We start from the raw sequence: 26,780 nt of genomic DNA, 5'->3' as shown, positions 1-26,780 counted from the left end.
TCGCAGATTCGGTTGCCTCTAGGTTGTCCCTGTGCTCGACAGTTCGGGGCGCGGTGACTGTTGAGGGGGACTGCCGTGAGGCATGTTGGTCGTTGGGTTGCGTCTACGTTCGTTGCGGTTCTGACGGTGGCCGTGCTGGTGGTGTCCTCTGTTTCGCCAGCGACAGCTCAGTCCTCGATGGGTGCGTCTGGCGAATCGGTTGGTTCCGCGGCTGATCTCCCATCCCTGGCGGCGGGTGGGGCAGGTGTCTCGCCGGGCACGGTGGAGGACCTCGGCGCGAAGCCACTGGAAGCGAAGCCTGCCGCGAAGCCGAAGGCTCTGAAGGTTGATGCCTCTGGCACGGAATCGGGTTCGGCCGTTGATCTCTCGGACGCGACGGTTTCTGACCGCGATGACTATTCGACGACGTATACAAAGCCCGACGGCTCGCACGTGACGAGAGTGTCACCCACTCCGGTCAACGTCATGCAGGAGGGTGAGTGGAAAGCGTCGTCGACGGTTCTCAGGAATGATTCGGCATCAGGTGGTCTGTCCGTTCCGGACAACATGCTGCACCCCGTCTTCAAGGACGACGCGACCGCGGTCGATGCCGTGTCGGTCGAACAGGACGGCTACACGGTTTCCTACACGTTGCAGGGTGCGGAGTCGACGAGACTGAAGCGTCCGCTTCCGACAGCGGTGAGGAATGGTCAGGGTGCGGACACGGCGTCCTATCCGGATGTGTTCGACGGCATCGATCTTGAGTACCAGGTGCAGCCGTCGGCGGTGAAGGAGACCCTCACGCTCGACTCCGTGCCGGATGTAGCGCAGAGCTCTTACACGTGGAAAGTGAAGGCACCTGGGCTCGCATTGGCTGTGAACGCCGACGGTGGGGTCGACTTCACTGACACCAACGGCACGGTGCGGTTCCAGATCCCGACTCCCCTGATGTGGGACTCCTCCGGCGTGGAGGGGGAGTCTTCCGATGCCACCACGAACGTGCCAGTGACGGTGACGCGTACGGGCGCTGGATGGACGCTCACGCTGTCGCCGTCGAGGGAATGGCTGACCGACAGTGCCCGCGTCTATCCGGTCTCCGTCGACCCCACCACCTGGGGTCCGGCAGGTACGACGGACATCCGCTCGTACAAGTCCGACGGAGTCCTTAGAACCGACTACGCCCTGGTTGGCAATTCCCGGGATGCGGGTGACCGTTACTGGCGTTCGATCGTCAAGTTTCCGTACGAGCAGCTCTTCGGCAAGCAGATCCTGAATGCCGGCGTGTATGCCCAGACCAACAATGGTCCGGGAACGGATGCGGGGCCGTACACGGGTGGGATCTATTACGCGTCGTCGTTCGGATTCAACGGGGTCGGGAGCGGGCTCCTTGCGACTTTGCCGGTGGGGTCGTATGGGAACTCGAGCGGAGACGGTCTCGGTCAGCAGATCTCGTCGTGGGTGAACGCGGGCAGTTCGGGTGCGTACCTGATGCTCACTGGCCAAGAGCAGGCCGGCGCGTACACGCTGAAGAGCCTCGATGCGTATCTCCAGGTCGTGTGGAAGGACTATCCAGCTGTTCCGACTGCCGTGCAACCGTCTCCCGTCGGTGGGGCGCGCGCGAGTTTGACCCCAACTCTGAAGATCGCGTCCTCCGACCCGGAGGGGACCGGTTTGGGTTACTACTTCCGGGTGACAACGGGTTCGGACGGCGAGACCGGGGTCGTATGGCAGTCGGGCTGGACCAGCACCAACCCTGTGACGGTTCCTGCGACGTACCTGCAACCGAACACGACGTACTACTACCACCTGTACGTGAAAGACGCCTATTGCAACAGCGACAATCCCATCCCCGCGGGCTCGTGCTCGCAACGTGTCTCCCAGGTGTATTCCTTCAAGACCAACACTCCGGGCGTGGTGGCGCAGGCGAATACGTCGCCGTCTGATGGGTCGGTGATCGTTACACCGACTCCGACTCTCGCGTCGTCGGTTGCGGGTACGGATGCCAACGGTGACACGTTGAAGTACCAGTTCCGGATCACGACCGGTTCGGATGGGGCCAGTGGTGTGGTCGCACTCTCTGACCCCATCACCACGGGCCCGATCTCCTGGCAGGTCCCGGACGGGATCCTGCAGGACGGAGTCACGTATTCGTGGGTGATCGTCGTCGATGACGGGTTCGACAAATCGCCCGGCACGTGGGTGAACCATTTCCGGTATACCGCCCGGGCGGGCAGTGGCGGGCCGTCGCCGAGCGATAGCGCTGGGGGCGTTACGGTCAATCTCGCGAACGGCAACGCGAATCTGTCGTTCGCTTCGCCGACGGTGTCGACGGTGGGTGGTCCGATGGGGTTGTCGTTCACCTATAACTCGCAGCAGCCCTCGACACGGGGGCTGACGGCGACGTATTACGATGTGTCGGATTCCTCGGCGTCGGCCAGCAGTTTCGATCGGACGGATCTGACGAGTCGCATTCGACTGGTCCGTACCGACCCGGTGCTGAAGATGGAGTGGGGTACCGCCGCACCTGGGCCGGCTGTCCCGAACAACAACTTCCTCGCGCAGTGGAATGGGTTCATTACCCCGCCCGGTCCTGGTTCCTACACGTTCGGGTTCGTGCGGGACAACGGCGCGAAGCTCACCATTGGCGGTTCGACGGTTCTCGACCAGCTGACGGACACTTTCACGACGTCGACGTCGTGGGGGTCTGCCCTGAACATGGACCTGAAACCGGTCCCGATCAACGTCAAGTACTTCAACCACACCGGTCCGGCGCAGTTGGAGCTGTGGGTGAAGGGGACCTACACCGACGCGAACGGTGTCCAGCAGACTCTCGGTCAGACGATCGTGCCCGGCACGTGGTTCAGCAAGAGCGTGGAGACCCTGCCGCCGGGGTGGGGTGCGTCCACCGCGCTGAACGGCACGAGCGCGGTCTACGTCCGTGCCGAGGTGAAGGAGGGGTCGGTCGCGCTGATCGACACCAGCGGGGCCGCCCACACCTACACGAAGGCCGCCGGAGGTGCGTACACACCGCCGCCGGGGGAGCAGGGGGTGCTCATCCAGCGGACGCCGACCACCGACGATCCCTCGACCTACACCCTCACCGATGAGGCCGGCACGATCTACCAGATCAACACGGCAGGGAAGATCACGGCCATCACCCAGGCGATGGATGCCAAGAAGCGCGCCACGCCCGTGTTGGCATATCGGACCGGGACGAACCAACTGGACTCGATCACCGACCCCCTCTCCGGGACCGGGAGCACTATCCGGCAGGTGAAGTTCGCGTACGCGGGGGACACTGCCGCCTCCGTCGGGCTGTCGGCAGCTGACACGGATGGGTCGGGGCTGGCCTGCCCGGTGCCGTCGGGATTCTCCACCGCTCCCGCGGGGATGATCTGCCGGATCATCTACCCGGGCCATGTCGCCGGGGCCGCCGACACCACCCAGCTGCTCTACAAGGCTGCGGATGCGACGGACAACCCGAACCAGGTCGCCCTGCCGGAGTCGGCGGGCGGGAAGTTCCTCTCCCGGATCATCGACCCGGGCAACGAAACCACGGACTTCGGGTACAAGAACGGGTTGCTCTCCGCGATCCGCTCTGCGACGGTCAACGACTGGCTCGTAGCGCACCCGGACAAGAACGCGTCCGCACCGGAGGTGCTGACCCAGATCGGATACACCGGAACCAAGGTCTCGAGCCTCACCCTGCCTGCCCCCGACGGGGTGACCGGCTCGCTGCGGCCGCAGAAGACCTACACCTACACCACCAACCCGGACGGGTCGGGCGTCACCTTCGTGGACGCGGCCGGCCTGACCCCCTCCAGTACCGCACCTGCCAACGGGCACGCGGCCACTGCGTCCTTCGATACCGCCTGGCGACGCACCACTACTCTGAGTGCCACCGGTCTGGCGAGCTCGACGACGTGGAACGTCCGGGACCAGCAGGCCACGGTGACCGACGCGGCGGGACGGAAAGCCACCACGCTGTACGACCAGCTCAACCGGCCGACCGATGTCTACGGTCCAGCGCCATCCTCCTGCTTCGGCGCCGATCTGCGGCCAACGGCCGGCTGCGCGATCACTCCCGCGCACACCTCGACCGCCTACGACGAAGGGTTGAAGGGGCTGGGCGCCACCTACTACGCGAACTCCACCCTGTCCGGCCTGCCCAGCAATTACGCCCTCGGCGTGGGAACCGCCGACGGATCGGTGAACGCCAACTGGGGCACCGGCGCACCATACAGCGGCGGTCCGGCCGACAACTGGACCCTGAGGCTGACCGGCACGATCACGTTCCCCAACGCCGGCACGTACAAGATCAACACCAACGCCGACGACGGCTCCCAAGTGTGGCTGAACGACGTCCTGATGATCAACGACTGGGTGTCCGGCGCCGCCCACCTCTCGCCCACCGCGAACGTGACCGTAACTGCAGGCCAAGTGATGCGGATCCGTCTGCAATACAAGGAGGACACCTCCACTGCCAGCCTGCAACTGCTTTGGACACCCCCAGGAAGCTCGCAAGCGGTCATCCCCGGCACAGCCCTCTCGCCCGCATACGGGTTGGCGACGAGCTCGCAGACCGACGATTCCGCACCCGCCGGGAACCCGAACGTGTCCAATTCGCAGGTCCCCGCACTGAAGTCGGCGACCGGTTACGGATCGAACCCGTGGCTGGGCATGGCCACATCGACCAGCGCGGATCCGGCCGGACTGAACCTGACCACCACCAACACATACGAGCCCTACGGATCCACCGGATACCTCCGCCAACTCTCCCAGACCCTCCCCGCAGGCAACACCACCACCACGAACACCTACTACACGGAGACCGGCGGCTACGCCACACAGGTCAACGGCGGAACCGCAGTCTGCGGGCTACCAGCATCCACCCCGCAGTACGGGCAACTGATGACCTCCACCGGAGCTACGCCTGCCACCGGTGCAGCGATCGTCACCAGCTACGTCTACGACCTGCTCGGTAGGGTCGTCGCCACGAAGAGGACAGGCGACAATGACTGGTCCTGCACGACATACGATGCACGGGGCCGGGTCACTCAGCAAAGCTACGCGGCGACGTCGACCTCAGCCGCTCGTACAGCGGCGTTCGGATTCGCATCGTCCTCGGGAGACCCGCTCACATCCTGGGCACAAGACGACGCGGTGCCCGGGTCACCCACCAGCGGCCGAATCACCACGGTGTCCGACCTGCTCGGCCGCACCCTCTCCTACACGGACGTGTGGGGAACGGTGACCACGAACACATACAACCTTCTCAGCCAGCTGGTCACTCAGACGAGCACACCGGCAGGACAGGCAGCCCAGGGCGAAGTCTTCAGCTACGACAGCGACGGCCGAGTTACCGTGGTCAAAGACCTCGCGGGAAAGGTGTTGGCGCAACCTGCCTACACAAACGGGGAGCTCACCTCGATCGCCTACCCGGCCGGAGCCGGCAACGCTGGGCCCGGTGTCACCGGATCGATCGCTCGAAACGCAGCGGGCGCGGTCCAATCACTCGGCTGGGCCTTCCGGAGCGGGCAGGCGGGCGTGACGGATACGGTCGTGCGGTCCCAATCCGGTCGCGTCCTCACGGACACCCTCGCCGATGGCGCCACATCGTTCGGGTCTTCTTACTCATACGACGGCGCAGGCCGGTTGACGTCGGCCACGCTCCCGAACCACACTCTCGCCTATAGCTTCGGGACCGCCACCTGCGGCGCCGACGTCAACGCGGGCAAGAACGGGAACCGCATCGCTCAAACCGACACGTACACCGCTCCCGGGACGACGACGGCCACGGTCTCGACCACCAAGTACTGCTACGACAACGCCGACCGCCTCACCGCCGTCACCTCTCCCACCGTGCCACCGTCTCCCGTCCAGGACGCCTTCGTGACGGCGAACACGTTCGACACAGGTGGAACAACTGTGACCGCATCGGGGCTGACGACGAGCACCGCCGGCGACACTCTGGTCGCGTTCTATCAAGCGGATGGCCCCGAGGACGCCAACGCCCAATCCGGCGTCATCAGCGGTGGCGGGCTCACCTGGACTCTCATCAAGCGGGCGAACGGGCAGCGCGGGACGAGCGAGGTGTGGGCAACAACCGCCCCGGCGAGCCTCTCGAACGCCAGCATCAGTGCGCAACGATCGAATTCCGATGACGACTACCACCAGACGCTGACGGTCATCGCCTACCGGAACGCGAGCGGAGTCGGAGCCTCAACCGGTGCTGGAGATCCGGGAACCGACCCGAACCTCTCGCTCACCACCACCGCCGCAAACTCGCTGGTGCTCACCGGCGGGATCGTCGCATATCCCGAACTCTTGAACGTCACAAGCAATGGGCATTCGCTGCTCCTTGACTCTCAGGATGTCACGGATCAGGTGCACAGCAGCCTCTACGGAAGCGAGTACTGGGTTAGCGCGACCAACACGCAGCTTCCCAACGCAACCACCGTCGCATTCACGACGGCCAATGGCAATGGTGCTCCCTGGAATGGTGTCAGCGTCGAGATCAAGGCGAAGAGTGACAACTCTGTTCTCGCAAGTCCCGTCAATTCCTCGATGAGCACCGCGACGGGGAACCTGGCCTATGACGCGCACGGGAACATCACCAGACTCGCCGATCAGTCGCTCACGTACGACCAATCCGACCGCCACACGGCCACCACGACCGTCACCGGCCCGAATATCTCCTACCTCCGCGATGTCACTGGACGCATCGTGGCCCGAACAGCCACCCCCCTCTCGGGGCCAGCGAATACTGTCCGGTACGGGTTTAGCGGAGTCGGGGATAGTCCCGACTGGACCCTTACCAGCGGCGGCGGCGTCACAGAGCGCACCCTCTCGTTGCCGGGCGGAGTTGTTGTCTCGCTCCAGGCGACAACTGCAGCCTGGTCGTTCCCGAACATCCACGGCGACGTCATCGTCACCACTAACGGGTCAGGAGCCCGCCAAGGACAACTGGCCCAGTACGACCCCTTCGGTGACCCCATCGACCCCACCACCCGACTTGTAGGAACGCAAGGAGCCGACGACGCGGTGCCAGCGAACACGCCCCAAGGCGCAACCTACGGGTGGGAAGGATCGCATCAGAAGCTCTATGAGCACGAAGGCTCCATCGACACCATCGAAATGGGATCACGACAGTACGTGCCACTGCTCGGGAGGTTCCTCTCGGTCGATCCCATGCTCGGCGGCAACACCAACGCCTACAACTACCCCAACGACCCTCTTGATGGGGAGGACCTCTCTGGCAATATGGCGGCGGCATGCTACTACGCACATGATTGCGGAGGCGAGCAGTCAGCTGCTGTCAACGACTGGGTGGCCACAACATTCATGTCAACGCTGGGGAGCGTGATATCGATGATCGCAGTGCAACCTGAAGACCCGTTCGCTGGTACTTTTGCTCCTCTTGCGCGCGACCTGAGTTCGGCTTCTCGGCAAGCCGCATGGGATTCTAAGATAATTGGCGGCGATAGCAAGTTGTTTGGCAATTTCACAATGGGCCCGACCAAGGGAATTCCGGCAAGACCGGGAGGGCTCCTTAACAAGAACACTTCGACCACAAAACTTGGCTGGAGCAAGGGAAATGGTTACGCCGTCTTCCGCCTATCCACGCCTCGAATCTCCGCCGACAACGGTCACTACACGGTGTTCAGAGGGCCGAGGTTGTATTGAGCGAATCAGCAATTCCTGAGCTTGAGGCGATTGTGAGAGATGTCGAAGAGCAGTTTCCTGGGTCGTTTGAACTCTCGCGAATTCCTTTGATCGACGGAACCGGGTACGTGATCCAGTTCGCCCCCAAAAATCCCACCTCTGCAGCTCTCACGGTCGATTTTTCGCTCGGGGTTTACGTGATCGATGCGGCAAATACGGTCACCTTCGACGGCTATGATGACGTTGCTCGAGGGGCAGATTGGGCCCTCGGAATAGTGCGTGACATAGCCGCTCGTGGGCTGCGAACCGAGCGTACGACGCGTCTCGGTGTGCCTTGGGGGCGGATCACTCTAGTTGGAGAGAAGCCCGATACCGCCGAAGGTACACCACGCCGTCGCAGGGTCCTTCGATCCTGGGCTCCGTGGATATGAATTTACGTGGTCGGGCAAGGCAGACTGTTTATCATTCGGCGTAGCGCTCCAGAGTGGACATGCCCTCGCGGACATCCTTAACCCAACCGAGATCGGCACCGTCCGCGTCGACTGCACGAAAGCCTCCGCGAATATCTGGCCACGGGGTCCCGACGAAGACCCTGTTGGAGCGCCAGCGGACGCGATGAGAGTGGTCCCGGTAGTTCTCGCGAGCCTCCATCCGGCCGTACAGTGTCAGTCCAGGAACGATGATGCGGGCAGGTACAATCCGTGGCGGGCGAGCGGCTGGTTCCGGCACCGTCCTCGGCCAACCGGCGCGCGCTGCGGCCAGCCAGACGACGCCGGCGAAAACTGCAACCGCCAACAGGATCCACGCCCACGGGGCCGGCTACAAGTCCCAGCGTTTCTCGAGGTCTGCGGCGATAGCGATGACCGCGACGTAGAGCGTGAAGCACCCGGCGAGCACGCTCTTGCTCACCGCCACCGCCACTTTCACCGGCCGCTTCGCCAGGTGGAGGTGTCGAGGTCATCCTCGCCGAAGACCCGGTTGGGAAGGGGCAAACCAGAAATTCTACGAGCACGAAGGCACGGCTGCCACCATTGAAATGGGTGCACGGCAATACGTCGCATTGCTCGGGCGCTTCCTCTCGGTCGACCCAGTCGCTGGCGGCAATACGAGCGCTTACAACTACCCCAATGACCCCGTCAACGGCAGCGATCTCACAGGCAAGGTTGGCATCGGAATTCAACTCGATGCCGGGCCCGCAGGCAGAGCCGTTACGCCGAAGCAGTATCCAAAACGCGAATGCAAAAAGCGCCCTAGCATCAGTGCTGGGTCCCGCCTATCCCTGGATAACCAGCAAGGCGACTTTTGCAAATCCGACACTGCTTACCGGGATTGCCAATCTCTTCCTTGGAACGGTCAAGGCTGCTGCAGGATTTATGGTGCTCCAAGCAGGAGTACCCGCCACGTTCTTCGGAGTTACTTTGCCTGAGGGTCTAGCCGCGGACGTTGGTGGGGCGGCGTTGATGGCGCAAGGTGGGTTGAAGATGATCAAGGGAATTCGCCAGATCATACGGGGATCCTCTAGTGTCACAGTGAACGCGACTCCGTATGAATTTGGTGTGGGCATTGTGGAAGGGATGACGCCATTCAAGGGAGATTGGATTGACTGGATTGGGGGAATCGCGTGAAGCCGCCCGTCGCTAACACCGGACTCGCTGGGGGAGTAGCCCTCGGGTTGCTGAGATCCGTCCTCCTTTGGGTCGTCGTTCCTGTCGCTTTTCTTTTGTGGCTAGTCCTCTTTCTCTGGCTTTGGGCGAAAGTATCCCTTCGTGGGTGGATCAGGTGGGTCGACTACAACATGATTGTGACGCTCTGTCGAACCGTCTTGTCGCCCCTCATGCGTGAGCCCAAGCTCAGATGGCTCCCGCCGAGGTACATCAATGAGATCGACACAAGGGTCGGCTATTGGGACTTCTTTTGAGTGGTCTTCGCGTGAGGAAGCTAATACGGAGCCTCCTTGGGGCGGCAGTTTTCATTGCGGTCGTGGGAGTAGTTGTCTGCGTGGTCTTGTCAGTTTGACGCGAACGTCCCGCTGACAGTCGGTCAGGCACATAGACAGCCAAGACGGCACCACAACCCTGAACGAGCCAGACAATCGGATACGACCAGTAAGCCGGCAACCTCTCTGAGGTGAGGAGGTCGTGAGCTGGCGGGATGCGGAGGTCGAGGTAGCTCGGATGACGCTCGCCGTGGCAAGAGAGCCAACTGTTCGCTACCTGACATAATAAATATTACCGGTGTACCGCGATTGCGTCCGCACGACCGCCTCTTGGGGCCACAATATGCACATGGTTGCCGTTGACGATCTCCCTGGGCGGGTTTGGCATTACACGTCGTCCGAGGGGCTGCTTGGAATCGTGAAGGGGGGATGCCTCTGGGCTTCAGCGCCGATGAGTATGAACGATGTCGGAGAGTTCGAGTACGGCGTAGACATCATCCAGCGTGTATGGGAGAGCATCCGACCTGAAGTGCTGGCTCCGATGCACGAGAAGATCGATGAATCCCTCGAGGGCCTGACTGAAGTTGTGACTCGGTGGATCTACGTGCTCTCAGCAAGTGCTGATCAGGATTCGCTTCCTCAGTGGCGTGGTTATGCAGGCCTACAAGGGTATGCACTCGAGCTGCAGACGGACGTGCCGCTTGACCTCGTTGGTCGCGAGGGTGACCTTGTTGCTGATTCAGTCGGAAATTATCTTCCCTCGGATGGTTGGTATCGCGTCATCTATGACCGTGGCTCACAGGAGCGGGTCGCGCTGGCAGCCCTGCAAGAGGCGATGGCGGTGCCGGTTGATCTCGGCCGCCTGGTGCGGTGGACAGCGATTCAGAAGATCCTTGCAGAGGCCGCTGTTCGCTTGAAGCATCCGTCGTTCGAGTCCGAACATGAGGTGAGATTTATCTACTCGAGACGGCTCACCGAGTCGTTCGATGAAGGATTTCGTTCAGGTCGCTACGGGATCACCCCGTATGTCCGACTGAAGGTCCCACTAGCTCAATCGGGCGCCCCTGGACGGCCCGGTCCCGTCCCTATCACCAAGATCCAATGCGGCCCCACTGGATACGAAGCTACAAACGAGGTCGCGGCCGCGAGCGTGCGTCGACTCGTGCAAGGCATCTACCCATTCGTGGAGGTGAGCACGTCATCCATTCCCTTCAGGCCGTAGGCCGCTCTATCGCTGTTGGCTTGTCGTATGGATCAGGCTTGCGATACGAGATGGGATCTTGGATGGGATTGACTATGTTCTTTGGATGTGGATTGGACCTGGCTTTATGATTAAGATAAGGGCATGAGCACTACACTGGCGACCACGGAGCTGAAGGCGTACAACGACTCGATCAAGCACGCCGTTCCGCAGATCGTTGATGAGCTGCGCCGGGCGCTTGGTGCGAAGCTCGTAGCGTACATCGCCGGCGTGACCGAGACCCGCACAGTCCGCGAGTGGGTCGAGACTCCCCGCCGGCCGTCGCCGGCCGCGGTCGATCGGCTGCGCCTGACGCACCGGATCGTCACCCTCATCGGCCAGAGCGAGGGCGACGCGGTGGTACCGACATGGTTCCAGGGGATGAACCCGCACCTGGGTGACCGGTCGCCGGCGCGCGTGCTGCACGAGGACTCGTTCGAAGAGGCGGGGCCGCGCGTCCTCGCAGCTGCGAACGCGTTCGTCGGCGCCTGATGCCGGCGCCCGAGCTCGAGGTCGTCGACGCGGCTGATCGCATCGTGTGGAGGGTTGGCCGCGCACCCGACCCGTGGGCGTGGATCGATCGCCAGTACGCCGGACACCAGCGCTGGGACGATGCGAACGGGGTCTTCCGCACCGTATACGCCGGCGACTCGCTCTACGGCTGTTACGTCGAGGTCCTCGCCTACTCCCGCCCCGACGTCAACTCCGACGGATCGGACATGCTCGCGGGGATCGCAGAGGACTCCGAGGATGCCGCCAAGTTCCCCGTGCCGGTTGCGGGGTCGATACCGCGCGACTGGATCGGCGGGCGGATGGTCACCAGCGCCACACTCGCCGGCCCCTACGCGGACGTGAGAGCGGCCGACACCATCGCAGCGCTGCGGCCCGACTTCCTCCGCCTCGCGCTGCGGCTGGGGTATCCGGACTTCGATGCTGCTGCCCTCAAGAGCGCGAACCCGCGCGAGCTCACCCAGCATGTCGCCAGTCACCTCTACGCCCTCACCGACGACCACGGTACGACCCGTGTCGACGGCGTGCGGTTCGCCTCGCGCCACGGCGACGACCTGACCATGTGGGGCATCTTCGAGCGCCCCGGGGACGAGCCCGCCAGCCGCCACCTTGCGCAGGACAGCGCACAGCTCGTCAACCTCGCGGATCCCGAACTCAGCCGGGCGATGACCCTCCACCGGCTGGTCTGGCGCGACTGACCACCCGCGCGCGCTGTGTGCGGCCTGGCGTCACATCCTGCTGCCAGGCTGATGGTCATGACTCCGAGCTCGTCAGCAGTATCTTCGCTCGCCGAGCGGCTATTACAGGCGGGAACTCATCCGCGATTTCGGGCTCTCGACATCTTCCCGCGTTTGAGCATGCAGCGAGTGCTGACCATTGTGGGCGATCCGATGCGCTCCGTGCACGATCGAAAGAGACTGCGCTGGTTCCGATTCGCGACATTCGTTGGGACACTCGGGACCAGCGTTCCGTTCGCGCCACCGGTCACCTCGACGAGCCATTCGTCTCGCCGGGACGGGGTACCGCGATCACCTGCACGTCGTCCTCGTGCACGATGCGGCCCGGGTCCGACGTCTCCACCCGCTCCCACGCCACCTGATGTGCGTCCAGGAGCTCGGCGTAGAGTTCTGTCCTCTCGATCAGATGGACGGCGGAGAGCTTGAACCAAGCGACCGCTCCGGGATTCACCGAACGGTCGTAGGCGGACGGGTCAGTCGCCGTCGGTTCCGGATAGGCTGCTTCGAACCAGTCATTGCTGCGTCTCCAGTGCGCATACTCGTCGTCACTGAGCACCCCGGCGCGCGCGAGTCCGTTGGCCAGTGCGAAGACTCCGACGTGCACACCCTGAGCATTCGGCGTCGTCGAACGGAATCGCACATACTGAGACCGGCACACGCAGTCACTCTAGGGCGAGGGCGGTCGGGAGGGTTGCCTCTCCCTCTCGCCGAACTGAACAGCGAAGCCCCCACCGCCATCACCAGCGCGGCGGGAAGATCCCCTGCAGCGCGATGATGTAGTTCATTCCGAGCGACGGCTGCATGTTGTTGTGCGGCTGCCCGCCGCCGGTCACCGCGAAGGCGGTCGGTGCGAGCGGGATCGTGCCGGTCGTGCCGTAGGCGGCCTCGGTCACACGGCCGACGCGGGGGATTGCCGGCGATGCGCTGGTCGGGTTGCTGGTGGTGCCGGGGGTCGGAGCCACGAGGACGCCGTGCGTGTGGGACGGGATCTGGGTGATCAGAAGGGAGACCGCCTCGGTTCCCGCGGTCGTGCCGACCGGGAAGGAGCCGTTCTGGTCCGTTCCCATGACCGTCTTGCCCTGCAGGTCGGGCAACGCGAAAGTGGACTTGCCGTCGCCGCCGTACTGGGTGCCGAGGATCGAGAACAGGGCGGCGTTCTGCGAGATCGGGATGAGCTGGCCGCGGCAGAATGCCCAGCCGGTCGGGGCGAAGGTGAATCCGACGAGACGGATCTCGCCGACGAAAGCGTCGGACATGCGGGCCTCAGTTCTGTGACGGGAAGATGCCGGTCAGGGCGATGATGTACGACACCACGAGATACGGCGCCATGTTCTCGTGCGGCTGGCTCTGGCCGGTGGTGGAGACGGCGGCGGCGGCGAGGGAGGTGGTGGGCGTCGCGGCGAACGCCGCCTTTCCCGGCTGCGCGAGGTATGACGATCCGGTCGGCGTGGTGACCGTGGCCGAGGCCGCGACGGCGGCCGGGTGCGTGTGCGGCGGCAGCTCCGCCGACGTGAGTGCGTGCGCGGTCTCGCCGATCACCATGCCGACCGTGTACTTCTGACCGATCCCGACGGGCACCCGCCCGCGCAGGTCGGGCAGTGCGAACGTCGTCTGCCCGTTGCCGCCGTAGTTGGTGCCGAGGAGCGCGAACAGCGCCTGGTTCTGGTTGATCGGCAAGAGCTGACCGTTGCAGAGCGCCCAGTTCTTGGGGGCGAAGGTGAAACTGGCGAGGCGGATCTCGCCGACGAAGGGATCGGACATCGCGACTCCTGGCTCAGGTCTGGGACGGGAAGACGCCGTAGAGGCTGATGATGAAGCTCACAGCGACGTACGGCTGGCGGTTCTCGTGCGGCTGCGAACCGCCCGCGGGGCCGAGCTGCTGCGGGGCGAGCGCGACGGTGGGCGCGGCCGACGTGTACGGCGCGTCGGCCCATCCCGCGAGGTAGGCACCGGACGCGCTCGGGCTCGTCGGCGCGCTCGCCGCGACCGGGGTGTGGGTGTGATTCGGCATCTGCGGGATGCTCACCGTCGCCGCGTCGACCCCCGCCGTCTCGCCGATCGTGAAGGAACGGCCGTTCAGCGTCCCCTGGTGCACGGGGAACCGGGCGCCGAGATCGGGCAGGCAGAAGGTGTTCACGCCGTCGCCGCCATAGGTGGTGCCGATGAGCGCGTACAGGGTGTCGTAATCGGAGATCTGAACCTGCTGACCGCGGCAGAACAGCCAGCCGTTGGGCTCGAAGTTGCCGGCGAACATGCGGATCTCTCCGACGTAAGGCTGGGACATCAGCTCTCCTCCTGCGCACGGGGCGCGGCCTGGGCGAAGACGGCCTCGAGCGCGAGCCCGTCCGCGATGCGCCCGGTCGGGACCAGGAACACGGGCTCGGCGACCGCACCGACGACGATCTCGTAGGTCTGCTGCTCGGGCGGGAGGTCGGGTCCGCTCTCGAACCGGACCGTGTACGCCACCCAGCCGTCCGTCTCCCGCGCGGGGGAGACCTCCACGAGCCGCAGGTCGAAGCCGGCGCCGTCGGGGGCCGTCGCGCGCACAGGCCCGCCGGCCGCCGCGGCCCAGTCGGCGTGGGTCGCGCTCATCCGTCGACCTCGGTGGCCATCAGGAGGTAGCCGAACTGCTCCGAGACCACCTGGAAGCCGAACCGCTCGTACAGCCGGCGCGCGCCGGTGTTCAGCCGCCAGACGGTCAGCGTCGCGTGCTCGGTCGTGCGGACCAGCTCGCCCAGGACCTCGGACGCGATGCCGCGTCCGCGGTGGGCGCTCAGGACGGCGATGTCGACCAGGTGCATCCGCCCGCCGTCGCGGTCGACGGTCACCGAGCCCACTGGTTCGTCCGCGGAGGTGATGACGAAGGTCTCGGCCCGCGGGTGGCGCGCGCGGCGGTCGGCGGCGTGCGCGCGGTACTGCATCGCGAGCAGCGGGTCGAGCTGGCTCTCGGGGAGGCCGGTGAACTCGGCGCGCCGGCTGTCCAGGAAGAGGTGCCGCAGGAACGGGTCGTCGGCGGGAGTCGCCGCGCGCAGCCCGGCCGTGAGCAGCGCCATCACGCCGTCCGGTCGACGACGGCCTGCAGCGTGCGCGAGAGTCCCGGGCGGCCGATGGGGGTGAGGAAGAGCGCGACGTCCGGAGCGCCGGCGCGGCTCAGCGTGACCGTGCCGTCCACTGCCGCGTAGCCGTCGGTCGAGAAAAGCAGCGCGAACCGGTGCTCGTCATCGGACGCGGCTCCCGGGAGGTCCTCGACGGCGGTGAGCACGAGACGCAGGGTCCGGTCGCCGTCAGCGGCCGTGAACGCGTGACCGACGGCGGGCGAGAACAGCGAGCGGACCGGTTCGGCGAGGCCGGTGGCGCCCGTGGCGGACGAGGCGATGGTCCCGGAGACGGAGTGCGCGAACGCGGGAGCGGCAGGGGCCAGCGCGGCGAGGCCGATACCGCCCAGGGCGGTGGCCATCACGGCACGACGCGACACCTCGGGCACGGCTGTCCTCTCTGGATGCTGAGCACCGGTCGGGTGGCGCGCAGCCTGGATGCGAGCTTAGGGCATCCCCGTTGCGCTGCTCTGGCCCTTAGAGAGGGGACAACGCGCGGTGTGGGCTGCCCACTAGCATCGAGAAAGCCTGATCTCCCGAGCCCGGCGAGGAGCCCGAACCCGATGCATCGCCCGTCCGCTCGTCGTCTCCCTCTCGTCGCCTCCGCGACGGTCGCCGCGGTGATCGCGGCCCTGCTGGGTGTCGGCATCGCCGCTCCCGCGCAGGCGGCGGATCGCACCTTCGTCGTGGCGAGCAGTGCGGACGCCGACGTCAACGACGCGTGCACCACCCCGAGCGTGACCGACCCGGGCAGCCCGATCACCCTCCGCGCCGCGCTCTGCGTGGCCTCGAACCTCGGCGGCTCGACCACCGTCTCCGTGCCGGACGGCACCTACGCGCTGCCGGACGGTGCGCTGGAGGTCGGCACCCAGCCGGGCACGAGCGTCACGATCTCGGGTCAGTCGACGGGCGGCACGGTCCTTGTCGGCTCGGGCACGGAGCAGGTGATGACGCTCGACCCGCAGCAGGCCGGCGGCATCGCGGTGGCCCTCGACCACGTCACCATCCGCGGAGGTGTCGACAACGTCTACGGCGGCGGGGCGATCATCGGCGGCTCCGGCAACGCCGTCGTCGCGGACTCGCTGGCCGTCACGAGCGTGCTCTTCAGCGGGAACCGCGCGAACACGGATGCCGCCGTCGCGTCCACCGCCAACCCGGGAGGGGCTGTGCAGTTCATCGGCGGCTCGCTCGACGTGCGCTCGACGACCTTCGACGGCAACTCGTCGGGCATCGCCTCGGGCGGGGCCCTGTTCTACCAGGCCACCGGCGCGTCCTCCGGAGAGACGTTGAACATCCAGGACAGCACGTTCTCGAACAACACCGCCACGTCCTCCGGCGCCACCGGCGGCGCAGCCGTCGCCGTGAGCGACCCGCACGGCGGAGCGGCCATGTCGATCGCCTCCACCCGGTTCACCGGCAACGCGCCGACCGGCACGGCAGCGTTCACGGGCGCCGGTCTCTGGCTCGACAACGGCGCCCTCTCGGTGACCGGATCGACGTTCAGCGGCAACGGCAACCCGTCGGGCACCGGGTCGGCGATCGCCGTCTCGGGAGGCTCGCTCACCGGCCACTACAACCGCATCACCGGCAACACGGCGCCCGCGGTGAAGCAGCTCAGCGGGACCGTCGACCTCAGCCGCAGCTGGTGGGGGTGCCCGGGCGGCCCGGCCGCCGCCGGATGCGACGCGGTGAGCGGAACGGTCTCCTCCGCTCCCTACCTGACCCTGGGGGTCACGGCCTCCCCGGCGGCCATCGTCCCGCCGCAGAGCACGGCGGTCGTGACCGCGAGCCTGCTCGCCGACTCGCAGGGCGGTGCGGTGGCCCCGGCCGACCTCGGCGCCTTCGACGGCGCAACGGTCGCCTTCTCACGCACCGGGACCACCGGCGGCATCAGCCCGTCGAGCACGGCGATCTCGGGCGGCACCGCCACCGCGACCCTCACGCTCCTGCAACCCGGCACGGCGACCGTCTCCGCCACCCTCGACGGCGGTACCGCCTCCACCGCCGTCGCACGGTACGCGCCGCCCGCATTCACGACCGGCGCCACCGCGACCGGCGTCGTCGGCACCGCAGGCAGCTTCACCGTCGCGACGACGGGGTACCCGGTACCGGCCCTCTCGCTTCTCGGCTCCCTGCCGACCGGTGTCGCGTTCGCCGACAATCACGACGGCACCGCCACGATCTCCGGCACCCCGTCGGGTGCGGCGCAGGACTACGCTGTCACCGTGCGCGCCACCAACGCCGGCGGCACCGTGGACCAGGCCCTGACCTACGTGGTGAACCAGTCGTCCGCGATCACGAGCCCGGACACCGCGACGTTCGTCGCGGGGACGGCCGGATCGTTCACCGTGACGACGACCGGACGTCCGACCCCCGACCCGATCACGCTCACGGGGCAGCTGCCCTCCGGCGTGAGCTTCACCGACAACCACGACGGCACCGCCACGCTCGCGGGCACGCCCGCCGCGAAGACCGGAGGCGTCCGCACCCTCTCACTGAGTGCGGGCAACGGCATCGGCCCTGCCGCCGCGCAGACCCTGACGCTCACGATCGACGAGGCGCCCGTCCTGACGAGCAGCGCGATCGCCACCGCGACCATCGGCCAGCCCTTCGCCTTCACCGTGACCACCGATCGGGGCTACCCCGTTCCCGCGGTGTCGGTGACGGGCAGTCTCCCGGCGGGCCTCTCCTACGTCGACAACGGCGACGGCACCGGCACGATCTCGGGCACCCCGACCGGCACGGGCGGCGTCGCGACTCTCGGTGTCGCCGCGGCCAACGGCGTCGCACCCGCCGCCTCGGGCAGCCTCGCGCTGACCGTGCGGGAGGCCCCGGTCGTCACGACGGCGCCCGCCGACCAGAAGGTCGTGGTCGGTGCTCCGGTGGTCTTCACCGCGGCCGCCTCCGGCTTCCCCGCGCCCGGCGCGCAGTGGTGGGTCTCGATCGACGGAGGCATGTCCTGGGCGCTCATCGCGGGCGCGACCTCCCCCAGCTACTCGTTCACCGCGGCAGCGGGCGACGACGGCAACCGATACCGCGTCACGTTCTCCAACACGGCCGGATCGGTCTCGGCCGACGCGCGGCTCAGCGTCGGCACGACGCCCGCGTTCACCAGCGCCGCCGGCACCACCTTCCTCCTCGACGGCGCAGAGCACAGCTTCCCCGTGACCACGACGGGCTTCCCGGGAGCGGCCATCACCGCAGCGGGCCTCCCGGCCTGGCTCACGCTCACCGACCACGGCGACGGGAGCGGCACCCTCGCGGGCACCGCTCCGGCGGGATCGGCCGGCGTGCACTCGTTCGCGCTCACCGCCTCCAACGGCTATCAGCCCGACGCGACGCAGGGCTTCGCCCTGACCGTCGCCGAGTCACCGGTCATCACGAGCGCCGCGACGGCCGGGTTCACGGCGGGCACCGCAGGCTCGTTCACGGTCGCCACGGCCGGCGGGTACCCGACGGCCGTCGCGCTGACCGAGAGCGGAGCGCTGCCGCAGGGCCTCTCCTTCACCGACGCGGGCAACGGCACGGCCGTGCTGAGCGGCACCCCCGCCGCCGGGTCGGGCGGCGAGTACAGCCTCCAGATCACGGCGAGCAACGGAGTGGCCCCGGCCACGACGCAGACACTCGTCGTCACCGTCGTCGAGGCCGCCGTCTTCAGCGGGCCGGCGAGCGTCGGCGTCACCCGCGGCGTCACCGTCGACGTGTCGTTCGGCACCGGGCACAACTACCCGGCCGTCACGGCGGTCACGATCTCCGGCCCGGTGCCCTCCGGACTCACGCTCACCTCCGGGGCCGGGGGCACGGCGCGCCTCGCGGGCACGACGACCGACCCGGCCGGCTCCGTCTCGCTCACCCTCTCCGCGCAGGCGCCGGGGGCGCCGGACGTCACTCGCCCGCTGACGCTCGTCCTCGCCGATGCGCCCGTGCTCGCGCTGCCGCTCACGCCGCCGACGGCGGACGCGGCGCTCGCCGGAGTGCCGTCGAACGTGAAGCCGGGACAGACGGTGACCCTCGTCGCCGATGGCTTCGCCGTCGACTCCCCAGTGACCTTCGGCCTGTACTCGCTGCCGGTCACGCTGGGTGTGGTGCCTGCGGACGCGCAGGGCACCGCGAGCCTGACCGTGGTCATCCCGTCCGGATACGAGGGCGCCCACTCGCTGGTCGCGCTCGGCACGGCCCCGGACGGCAGCACGCGCGTGCTGCGCACCGACATCCTGCTGCCGACGGCCGGGGGAGGCACCAGCGGTTCGGGAGGCTCCGGCAGCGGTTCCGGCAGCGGTTCCGGCTCGGGCGGCTCCACGGCCGGGAGCGGAGGGTCGGGTCTCGCCGACACCGGGCTCGACGCGACGCCGCTGCTGCTCCTCGCGCTCGGCCTGCTCGGCCTCGGCGCGGCGCTGGTCGTCCGGCGGCGGGTGCGCGGCGTCTGAGCGCGGCCCGACAACCAACCGCAGGCGACGCCGGAGCGGCTCGCACGCGGGCGTAGGCTCGTCCCATGCGCGCAACCGTTCTGCACGGGGAGCGAGACGTCCGTCTCGAAGAGGTCCCCGATCCCGTCCTCTCCACCGGCGGAGACGCCCTCGTCCGGGTCGTCGCGGCCTGCGTGTGCGGTTCCGATCTCTGGGGCTACCGCGGCATCGCCCCGACCCCGAAGCCCCGTCGCATCGGTCACGAGTTCGTGGGCGTCGTGGAGGCCGTCGGCCCCGACGTGCGAACGATCAAACCCGGCGACTTCGTCATCGCGCCGTTCTACGACTGCGACATGACCTGCGTGAACTGCCGCAACGGCGTCAGCACCTCATGCCTGCACGGCGGCTGGTGGGGTGCCAACGACCAGGTCGGCGGCTTCGCCGACGGCGGGCAGGGCGAGCGGGTGCGCGTGCCGCACGCCGACGGCACCCTCGTCGCCACGCCCTCCTATCCCGCTGAGGAGCTCATCCCGAGCCTCCTGACACTCTCGGATGTCATGGGGACCGGCCACCACGCGGCCGTCTCCGCCGGTGTCACCGCGGGCAGCACGGTCGTCGTGGTCGGCGACGGCGCCGTCGGCCTGTGCGCCGTGCTCGCGTCGGCACGGCTCGGCGCCTCCCGCATCGTCGCCATGTCGCGGCACGAGCCGCGCCAGGCGCTCGCCCGCGAGTTCGGCGCGACCGACATCGTGGCCGAGCGCGGCGACGCCGGCGTCGCCGCCGTGAAGGCTCTCTTCGACGGCGTCGGCGCGGACTGCGTCCTCGAGGCGGTCGGAACCAAGGAGTCGATGGACCAGGCGATCCGCTCGGCGCGTCCCGGCGGCATGGTCGGCTACGTCGGCGTCCCGAACGGCGGCCCCGAGCTCCCCGTCCGCCCGCTGTTCAACGCCAACATCGGGGTCAACGGCGGCGTCGCCCCCGTGCGCAACTACGTCGAGGAGCTCCTCCAGGACGTCTGGTCCGGCGCCATCCATCCGGGCAAGGTCTTTGACCTCGAACTCCCCCTCAGCGACATCGCCGAGGCGTACGCCGCCATGGACGAGCGCCGCGCCATCAAGACGCTGGTGCGCCCCTAGCCCCGCCCCCGCCGCGCGCCTCCCCCTCCGCCGAAGTTCACGTCGTGGCCCTCATTCGCTCGGAATGAGGGCCACGACGTGAACTTCGGCGGAGGTGCTCAGGCGCGGACCCGTTCACGCACGTAGGCCATGACGACGGCGGCGCCGATCAGCACGACCCCGAGCGGAGTCACGACGCCGCCGACGATACGCGAAACCAGGTCGAGCAGCACGAGGATCCCCTGGTCGACCCCGGTCGCCGCAGTCTGCGCATTTGTGAAGAACGACGCGATGTTCGGGATGAAGACGGTCAGCACCGATCCGGCGATCGTGAGCGCGATCCCCCAGGAGAGGACCGCCTTCGGGTGGAGCCGTCGCGCGTTCATGTGGTCACGTCCTTTCGTCCCGTGTGGATGTGTTTCGGCCGGGCTATGCGCGCCAGTCATACGTCGCTCCCACGACCCCGGCCGTGGACATCCCTTGCATCTGCGTATAGGCGAGGACATTGCCCCAAGGCACCGTCCAATTGCCGCTGCTGCAGGCGGTGCTGTACCACGTTCCGGCGTTGCTGCTGTTGAAGCCCTTGCCCTTGGTGCAGAGGCCGGCGTCCGAGGTCTTGCTCCACGAGTACTCTCGTTGGTAACCCGGATAACCCGCGACGGCGCATCCCTGGACGCTCGTCATCCAGCCGAACTGTCCTGCTACCGAGCGCACCTTTTCACCGCATCCCGCGCGAGCCTCGACCATGCGACCTCGAGTCGGCGCTACTCCCGCCGCGTCATCGGAGCGCACCTGGGCGATGACCGCGGGGGCCTCTCCTTTCTCCACGCTCACGACGATCTCGTGCCCTGACGGAACGGCGACGACGATTTCTCCTTCGAAGGTGCTCGGGTCCAGCGGACCGTCGATGGCTTCGGTGGGCACTTCGGGGCAACCGAGTTTTCGACCGGCGGTGCCGAATTCGCGGGAGGAGCGCCGGCGACCGCGCCGATACCGGCGACGACGGCTACCGCGATGGCAGAGGCGAACTTCGTTGTTCTCCACATGATCTCTCCTTGCAGAGACTCCGCAGGGACGAGCGAGATCGCTCGGAACAAGTCTCGTCGATGAGAGTCTCGGTAGCCTCTGCGATCGAGGAGTCCGATCGACCTACGAGGGTTCCCACCAGGACTACCAAGCCCACGTCGAACGCCAGTGGTCGCGGGAGCACATTCCGTAATGGCGACGCACATCTCCGCAATGCATGCACGGAGAAGGCCCTCATCCGCAGGGGATGAGGGCCTTCTCGAGAACGTCGGCAGCGGTCAGGCGCGGACCAGCACGACCTCGTCGAGGGGGCGGCGGGTGCGCGGTGCGAGCTCGCGCTCGCGGAGCTGCTCGGGGAGCGCGTCGGCGTCGCCGAGGGTGCCGAGGGCGGTCACCGACACCGGGACGAAGCGCTCCTCGAGGCCGAACGCCTCGCGGAGGCCGTCGGGCTGGAAGCCGCCCATCTGGTGGGTGTGGAGGCCGTCGTGGCGGGCCTGGATGGTGAGGTGGGCGACGGCCTGGCCCACGTCGTAGGTGGCCCAGCGGCGCGGGGTGCCCTCTGCGTCGGCGGTCTCCGCCACGGCGACGATGAGAACACTCGCAGCTCCCGCCCACGCCTGGTTGAAGCCGAGGAGGTTGGCGGCGATGCTGTCGAACTCCGGAGTCCCGCGACGGGCGACGATGAAGCGCCACGGCTGCGAGTTGTTGGCCGACGGGGACCAGCGCGCCGCCTCGAGGGCGGCGGTGAGCTTGGTGTCGTCGATGACGGCGGCGCCGTCGAAGGAGCGCGGGCTCCAGCGCTCGGCGAGCGCGGGGAGCAGGGGCGCGGCGGTCTCGGCGCTGCGGGGCGTGGCGTCGGTGAGCGACATGGGTGTTCTCCTCGAAGTGTGGATCGGTGGCCTCGAGGCTCCATTGCCCGGCTATATCGATGTAAACACATGGACGCCGGGAGTATTCCGCGGATGGTTCGCCCAGCTACTCCGACGTGGGGGTGGGCATCGGCGTGGGTGGCGCTGTCGGCACCAGGTCCCTGTACTGCGACTGCGCGCCGTCGAGTACCGGCACCCGCATCGTCAGCGACTCCGAGCCGGACTCGAAGGTCACATCCGCCAGGGCACCCGGCTTGGCATCGAGCCCGGCGAACTCCACGGTCTCGCCCTGTGGCACCCCGAGCTGCACGACTCCGGAGGGCTCCAGTGCGACGGTCTCGCCGCCCGCGGCGGTGTGGATGCGGACGTCGCGTGACGACGTGCTCTGATTGACGAGGCTGGCGACGAGTCCTGCGGGGCCGTCTCCGTCCGGTGAGGTCAGCAGGTCGGCGTTGGCCACGAAGACATCGTCGACGGTGCCGCTCACCCCGTCGCTCGTCTCGTGGATGTGGAGGGTGTCCTGTGGCACGACGAGGTCGCAGCCGGTCAGAAGCAGCAGCAGAGCGAGTGAGAGTCCCGCCGCGGCGCCGGCGCGGGCCCGGGTGTGTCGAGTCGTCACAGATCGAGTCATCGCAGAGCGCCCTCCTCAGCCGCGGACGGGAATGCGGACGCAGGCGGTCGGCCTGCCCCACGGCGCTCAGCCTAGACCCGGGGCCGGGCGGCGGCGAAGGGTGCTCTCGCGCGGGCGATTCTGTTAACGCAGGATGACGCACATGTAAAGATTCGTAACATTCGCAGCGTGCGTCCAGGCCGGCCATTCGGGGTACACGACTCGTTCTACGGGGTACAAAACCCGAGTGTCCGTCAGTTCGGGCGCGCCGTCCAGCGATTTGGTGCCTGATCGGCCTTTCAATCGGCGACGCGCCCGGGATCTCCCTTCGTCTGGCGGCGGCGGAAGGGTGTCCGCGTGTCTGCGGACAGGACCCAACGGCGGCGCCGGCCGACGCGCCGACCCGGCTTGTCCACCCCTACTTGCGGGCCATGCCTGAGAGCCCGTAGAACTTGATCCACCCGAACCAGACCAGGTCCCCACCGTCGCGGATGCCACCCCCCAGCTCACCGTGAGAGGTCCGTTCGTGTTCATCTTCCTGCTGCAGATCCGCCACATGTTCGGCGGCCATCCCGAGATCTATCTCTTCGCCGTGTACTCCGCCCTCATCTGGGTCATCTGGATCGTGAAGGTCCTGATGTCCCGTCGTTACCGCCCGTACACGGACGACTTCCACGGCACCACCAGCGTCGTCGTCCCGGTCGTCGACGAGCCGCTCGACCTGTTCCGCGACGTGCTCGGCCGCATGGTCGAGCAGCGGCCCGGCGAGATCATCGTCGTCATCAACGGCGCCCCGAACCCCGAGCTCGCTGAGGTGTGCGAAGAGTTCGCGCCTCTCGTGCGCTGGGTCCACACACCGATCCCGGGCAAGCGGAACGCCGTCATGATCGGGACGCGGATGTCCACCGGAGAGATCACCGTCCTGGTCGACTCCGACACCGTGTGGACGCAGGACACGCTCTCCGAGCTGGTCAAGCCGTTCGCCGATCAGCGCGTCGGCGGCGTGACGACCAAGCAGCGCATCCTGGAGCCGGAGCGCAGCTGGATCACCCGCTGGGCGGACTGGCTGGAGAACTCGCGGGCGCTCTACTCGATGCCCGCCCAGAGCGTCGTCGGGCAGATCGGCTGCCTCCCGGGCCGCACGATCGCGTTCCGCCGCTCGATCCTGATGCGCGTCATGGACAAGTTCATGAACGAGAAGTTCCTCGGCGTCTTCCTCGAGGTCTCGGACGACCGCACCCTCACGAACCTCACACTCAAAGAGGGCTACCGCACCGTCTACCAGCACACGAGCCTCTGCTACACGGACGCCCCGCTCAAGGTGAAGAAGCTCTTCAAACAGCAGCTCCGCTGGGCGCGCGGCAGCCAGTACAACACGCTCCGGATGCTGCCCTGGATGCTCGGGCACGCCCCGCTGCTGGCGTTCTTCTTCGTGATGGACATCATCCTGCCGTTCGTGCTCGCGGGCGTGCTGGGCGGCTGGGTCTACCGGTCGATCACCGGCCAGGGCTACAACTTCTACCAGGGCTTCCTCAAGGAGTACGGCGTCTCGGCGGGCGTCGTGACGGTGGTCGCGCTGATGGTCGCCTCCTCGGTGATCAGCATGTCGATCCGTCAGATCCGGCACCTCTCCGAGAAGCCCTCCGACTTCTTCCGGCTGCCGATCTTCATCATCGTCTCGACCTTCTTCCTCATGCCGATCCGGCTCATCGGGTTCTTCCGCATGGCGCACGCCAGCGGCTGGGGCACCCGTGCCGGCGCCTACGCGGGAGGCCCTGCCGAGATCTCGTCGGACGATGAGATCGCCGCTCTCGACTCGACGGCCGCCGGGCCGGCCGGTCCCGGCTCGCCGGCGGGTTCCCCCGCAGGCCTGCCGGACGCCGTCGGCGGTGTGACCACGGCCACCGCCCTGCAGACGGGCAGCCTCACCGCGGTCGCCACGCGTCCCGTCGTCGCGCCGACCACCACGCGTGCGGCGGCCAGGGCGGCGAAAGCCACGAAGACCCCGAAGCGGCGCCGGCTCAACCCGTACGCCGCCATCCCGTACCTGATCGGTTTCGCGATCCTGACCCTGGAGGCTCTGTTCCTTGTCTAGCCCCTCGATCACCACGAGAGCCGCGACCTGGTGGTCGCAGTCCCGGTCCCGTTCGCAGGCGACGGCCGCCGCCGCCATCCTGCTGACCGCCACCCTGGTCGGCCTGTCGGCGTTCGTCTGGGCGTCGCCCACCGGTGCGCCGCTGCGCAAGGCCGTCGCCGAAGCCACCGAGGCGATCACCCCGTACGCTGCCCAGAACACCGAGCTGCGTCGCAACCTCCAGCGCGCGACGGAGACCATCGCCTCCCAGAAGGGCAAGCTGACCGCGATGGAGCAGGAGGCCCTCGCCGCGCAGGCGTCGACGGCCAAGCAGCTCGCCACCGCGCAACGGCAGGCCACCGCCGCTCAGAACCAGCTCGCGAGCGTCAAAGCCCAGCTCGCCGCCGCGAACGCCAAGGCGTCGGCCGGGTCGAAGGGTTCGGGCCAGAGCGCCTCCGGCTCCGGGAGCGGCGACGGCGGCTCGTCCGGCGGGACCGGCGCGGCGCCGATCACCGCACCCGCGCGCGCCGACCTGATCTCCCCGTCCAGCCGCTACTACGGCATGTACACCGAGCAGGCGCCGTTCAACTGGGCGACCTTCGACGCCACCAGCGCGAAGGTCGGCGTGGCGCCCAACCTGGTCGGCTACTTCAGCGGCTGGGACGAGACCTACCGCGCCAACGCGGTGACCCGCGCCTGGGCGCAAGGTCGCATGCCGATGATGACGTGGGAGTCGCGGCCCATCAAGTCCGCCAACGACACGACCGACGCCCCCGCATACTCGCTGCCCAAGATCATCGGAGGCGACTTCGACGCCTACCTGCACCAGTATGCGAAGGACATCGTCGCCACCGGCCTCCCGCTCGCCATCCGGCTCGACCACGAGATGAACGCCACCTGGTACCCGTGGAACGAGACCGACGGCCAGGGCCGGTCCATCAACGGCAACAACGTCGGCGACTACGTGAAGATGTGGCGCCACGTCCACGACATCTTCCAGCAGGAGGGTGCGAACAGCCTGGTGGTCTGGGTCTGGGCGCCGAACATCGTCAACAACCTCGCCGCCACGCACAAGGTCGACGGGTTCACCGAGGCCCTCTATCCCGGGGACGACTACGTCGACTGGGTCGGCGTCTCCGGCTACCTGCGCCCGCCGTACAAGGCCGACAACGACTTCAGCTTCGACTACACGTTCAAGCCGACGCTGGACAAACTGCGGGCCCTGACGAAGAAGCCGATCATCCTCGCCGAGATCGGGGCGTCCGAGACCGGGGGCTACAAGGCGAAATGGATCACATCGTTGTTCGACGCGCTCGGCAAGCCCGAGAACGACGACATCATCGGCTTCTCCTGGTTCAACCTCGCGATCACCAGCTATGTCGAGGGGGTGCGCGCCACCAACGACTGGCGCATCGACTCCCGCGCCGACACCCTCTCCGCATTCATCGCCGGTCTCACGAGACCGGAAGACCGCTTCACCCTGACCCCGGCGCCCTGAGCGGCACCGCCTCACCGGAA

General features: G+C 67.2%; 20 protein-coding genes and 1 pseudogene. 10 read left to right on the top strand and 11 right to left on the bottom strand.

Annotated elements, in window-relative coordinates; all coding sequences use genetic code 11:
• Positions 1–126 precede the first annotated feature (126 nt).
• The 6 genes and pseudogenes from IT072_RS18695 to IT072_RS18670 all read left to right on the top strand — a co-directional run bounded on the left by IT072_RS18695 (position 127) and on the right by IT072_RS18670 (position 12,028).
• Positions 127–7,665, top strand: a complete 7,539-nt coding sequence (locus IT072_RS18695) for a PA14 domain-containing protein (RefSeq protein ID WP_223358338.1) — start codon at positions 127–129, stop codon at positions 7,663–7,665.
• Between the two features lie 1,015 nt (positions 7,666–8,680).
• Positions 8,681–8,743: pseudogene (locus IT072_RS21445) on the top strand (hypothetical protein); the annotation flags it as partial.
• Between the two features lie 28 nt (positions 8,744–8,771).
• Positions 8,772–9,269, top strand: a complete 498-nt coding sequence (locus IT072_RS18685) for a hypothetical protein (protein WP_223361037.1) — start codon at positions 8,772–8,774, stop codon at positions 9,267–9,269.
• Positions 9,270–9,929: 660 nt separating this feature from the next.
• Entirely contained in the window at positions 9,930–10,802 is an 873-nt protein-coding gene (locus tag IT072_RS18680) for a DUF2971 domain-containing protein (RefSeq protein ID WP_223358337.1), read from the top strand.
• Positions 10,803–10,925: 123 nt separating this feature from the next.
• Positions 10,926–11,312 (top strand): hypothetical protein, encoded by a 387-nt coding sequence (locus IT072_RS18675; protein WP_223358336.1) that lies wholly within the window; start codon positions 10,926–10,928, stop codon positions 11,310–11,312.
• A complete protein-coding gene (locus tag IT072_RS18670) occupies positions 11,312–12,028 on the top strand; it encodes an RES domain-containing protein (protein ID WP_223358335.1) in 717 nt (238 codons plus the stop codon). The genes IT072_RS18675 and IT072_RS18670 overlap by 1 nt, the downstream gene beginning before the upstream one ends.
• Positions 12,029–12,314: 286 nt before the next feature.
• Here IT072_RS18670 and IT072_RS18665 read toward each other — a convergent pair whose 3' ends face one another.
• The 7 genes from IT072_RS18665 to IT072_RS18635 all read right to left on the bottom strand — a co-directional run bounded on the left by IT072_RS18665 (position 12,315) and on the right by IT072_RS18635 (position 15,551).
• A complete protein-coding gene (locus tag IT072_RS18665) occupies positions 12,315–12,671 on the bottom strand; it encodes a hypothetical protein (protein ID WP_223358334.1) in 357 nt (118 codons plus the stop codon).
• Between the two features lie 133 nt (positions 12,672–12,804).
• Positions 12,805–13,323: a phage tail protein gene (locus IT072_RS18660; RefSeq protein ID WP_223358333.1), complete on the bottom strand. Its 519-nt coding sequence runs from the start codon at positions 13,321–13,323 to the stop codon at positions 12,805–12,807.
• 7 nt (positions 13,324–13,330) lie between these two features.
• Entirely contained in the window at positions 13,331–13,828 is a 498-nt protein-coding gene (locus IT072_RS18655) for a phage tail protein (RefSeq protein WP_223358332.1), read from the bottom strand.
• A gap of 13 nt (positions 13,829–13,841) precedes the next feature.
• On the bottom strand, positions 13,842–14,351 hold the full coding sequence (locus tag IT072_RS18650; RefSeq protein ID WP_223358331.1) for a phage tail protein: 510 nt from the start codon (positions 14,349–14,351) through the stop codon (positions 13,842–13,844).
• On the bottom strand, positions 14,351–14,659 hold the full coding sequence (locus IT072_RS18645; RefSeq protein ID WP_223358330.1) for a DUF6916 family protein: 309 nt from the start codon (positions 14,657–14,659) through the stop codon (positions 14,351–14,353). Before IT072_RS18645 ends, IT072_RS18650 begins: the two co-directional genes overlap by 1 nt.
• Positions 14,656–15,120 (bottom strand): GNAT family N-acetyltransferase, encoded by a 465-nt coding sequence (locus IT072_RS18640; RefSeq protein WP_223358329.1) that lies wholly within the window; start codon positions 15,118–15,120, stop codon positions 14,656–14,658. Before IT072_RS18640 ends, IT072_RS18645 begins: the two co-directional genes overlap by 4 nt.
• Positions 15,120–15,551, bottom strand: a complete 432-nt coding sequence (locus IT072_RS18635) for a DUF6916 family protein (RefSeq protein ID WP_223358328.1) — start codon at positions 15,549–15,551, stop codon at positions 15,120–15,122. Before IT072_RS18635 ends, IT072_RS18640 begins: the two co-directional genes overlap by 1 nt.
• A 174-nt stretch (positions 15,552–15,725) precedes the next feature.
• On the opposite strand from IT072_RS18635, the gene IT072_RS18630 reads away from it, so the two are divergent.
• Entirely contained in the window at positions 15,726–19,589 is a 3,864-nt protein-coding gene (locus IT072_RS18630) for a beta strand repeat-containing protein (RefSeq protein WP_223358327.1), read from the top strand.
• Positions 19,590–19,654: 65 nt separating this feature from the next.
• Positions 19,655–20,704 carry a zinc-dependent alcohol dehydrogenase family protein gene (locus tag IT072_RS18625; protein ID WP_223358326.1) on the top strand — a complete coding sequence of 350 codons (1,050 nt, stop codon included), beginning with the start codon at positions 19,655–19,657 and terminating at the stop codon, positions 20,702–20,704.
• A 98-nt stretch (positions 20,705–20,802) separates the two neighbouring features.
• Here IT072_RS18625 and IT072_RS18620 read toward each other — a convergent pair whose 3' ends face one another.
• From IT072_RS18620 to IT072_RS18605, 4 genes are all read right to left on the bottom strand, one after another.
• Positions 20,803–21,069 (bottom strand): hypothetical protein, encoded by a 267-nt coding sequence (locus tag IT072_RS18620; RefSeq protein WP_223358325.1) that lies wholly within the window; start codon positions 21,067–21,069, stop codon positions 20,803–20,805.
• Between the two features lie 43 nt (positions 21,070–21,112).
• The gene (locus IT072_RS18615; RefSeq protein ID WP_223358324.1) at positions 21,113–21,727 is read right to left on the bottom strand and encodes a hypothetical protein; all 615 of its coding nucleotides are present in this window, start codon (positions 21,725–21,727) and stop codon (positions 21,113–21,115) included.
• Between the two features lie 260 nt (positions 21,728–21,987).
• Entirely contained in the window at positions 21,988–22,578 is a 591-nt protein-coding gene (locus tag IT072_RS18610) for a nitroreductase family protein (protein ID WP_223358323.1), read from the bottom strand.
• 106 nt (positions 22,579–22,684) lie between these two features.
• Positions 22,685–23,197: a hypothetical protein gene (locus IT072_RS18605; RefSeq protein ID WP_223358322.1), complete on the bottom strand. Its 513-nt coding sequence runs from the start codon at positions 23,195–23,197 to the stop codon at positions 22,685–22,687.
• Between the two features lie 517 nt (positions 23,198–23,714).
• Between IT072_RS18605 and IT072_RS18600 the strand changes: the two genes are divergently transcribed.
• Positions 23,715–25,283 carry a glycosyltransferase family 2 protein gene (locus IT072_RS18600; protein ID WP_223358321.1) on the top strand — a complete coding sequence of 523 codons (1,569 nt, stop codon included), beginning with the start codon at positions 23,715–23,717 and terminating at the stop codon, positions 25,281–25,283.
• Positions 25,276–26,760: a glycoside hydrolase family 26 protein gene (locus tag IT072_RS18595; protein WP_223358320.1), complete on the top strand. Its 1,485-nt coding sequence runs from the start codon at positions 25,276–25,278 to the stop codon at positions 26,758–26,760. The genes IT072_RS18600 and IT072_RS18595 overlap by 8 nt, the downstream gene beginning before the upstream one ends.
• Positions 26,761–26,780: the final 20 nt, after the last annotated feature.

The sequence above is a fragment of the Leifsonia sp. ZF2019 genome, assembly GCF_019924635.1.
Taxonomy (GTDB): Bacteria; Actinomycetota; Actinomycetes; order Actinomycetales; family Microbacteriaceae; genus Leifsonia.
Note: the sequence above shows the minus strand (reverse complement) of the source record. Positions and strands in the feature narration are given on the sequence as shown.

What these genes read in the sequence shown, in the direction of transcription:
- IT072_RS18685 (WP_223361037.1), top strand. Translation starts at nt 8,772, where the DNA reads ATGACCCCGTCAACGGCAGCGATCTCACAGGCAAGGTTGGCATCGGAA.
- IT072_RS18680 (WP_223358337.1), top strand. Translation starts at nt 9,930, where the DNA reads ATGGTTGCCGTTGACGATCTCCCTGGGCGGGTTTGGCATTACACGTCG.
- IT072_RS18675 (WP_223358336.1), top strand. Translation starts at nt 10,926, where the DNA reads ATGAGCACTACACTGGCGACCACGGAGCTGAAGGCGTACAACGACTCG.
- IT072_RS18670 (WP_223358335.1), top strand. Translation starts at nt 11,312, where the DNA reads ATGCCGGCGCCCGAGCTCGAGGTCGTCGACGCGGCTGATCGCATCGTG.
- IT072_RS18660 (WP_223358333.1), bottom strand. Translation starts at nt 13,323, where the DNA reads ATGTCCGACGCTTTCGTCGGCGAGATCCGTCTCGTCGGATTCACCTTC.
- IT072_RS18655 (WP_223358332.1), bottom strand. Translation starts at nt 13,828, where the DNA reads ATGTCCGATCCCTTCGTCGGCGAGATCCGCCTCGCCAGTTTCACCTTC.
- IT072_RS18650 (WP_223358331.1), bottom strand. Translation starts at nt 14,351, where the DNA reads ATGTCCCAGCCTTACGTCGGAGAGATCCGCATGTTCGCCGGCAACTTC.
- IT072_RS18645 (WP_223358330.1), bottom strand. Translation starts at nt 14,659, where the DNA reads ATGAGCGCGACCCACGCCGACTGGGCCGCGGCGGCCGGCGGGCCTGTG.
- IT072_RS18640 (WP_223358329.1), bottom strand. Translation starts at nt 15,120, where the DNA reads ATGGCGCTGCTCACGGCCGGGCTGCGCGCGGCGACTCCCGCCGACGAC.
- IT072_RS18630 (WP_223358327.1), top strand. Translation starts at nt 15,726, where the DNA reads ATGCATCGCCCGTCCGCTCGTCGTCTCCCTCTCGTCGCCTCCGCGACG.
- IT072_RS18625 (WP_223358326.1), top strand. Translation starts at nt 19,655, where the DNA reads ATGCGCGCAACCGTTCTGCACGGGGAGCGAGACGTCCGTCTCGAAGAG.
- IT072_RS18620 (WP_223358325.1), bottom strand. Translation starts at nt 21,069, where the DNA reads ATGAACGCGCGACGGCTCCACCCGAAGGCGGTCCTCTCCTGGGGGATC.
- IT072_RS18610 (WP_223358323.1), bottom strand. Translation starts at nt 22,578, where the DNA reads ATGTCGCTCACCGACGCCACGCCCCGCAGCGCCGAGACCGCCGCGCCC.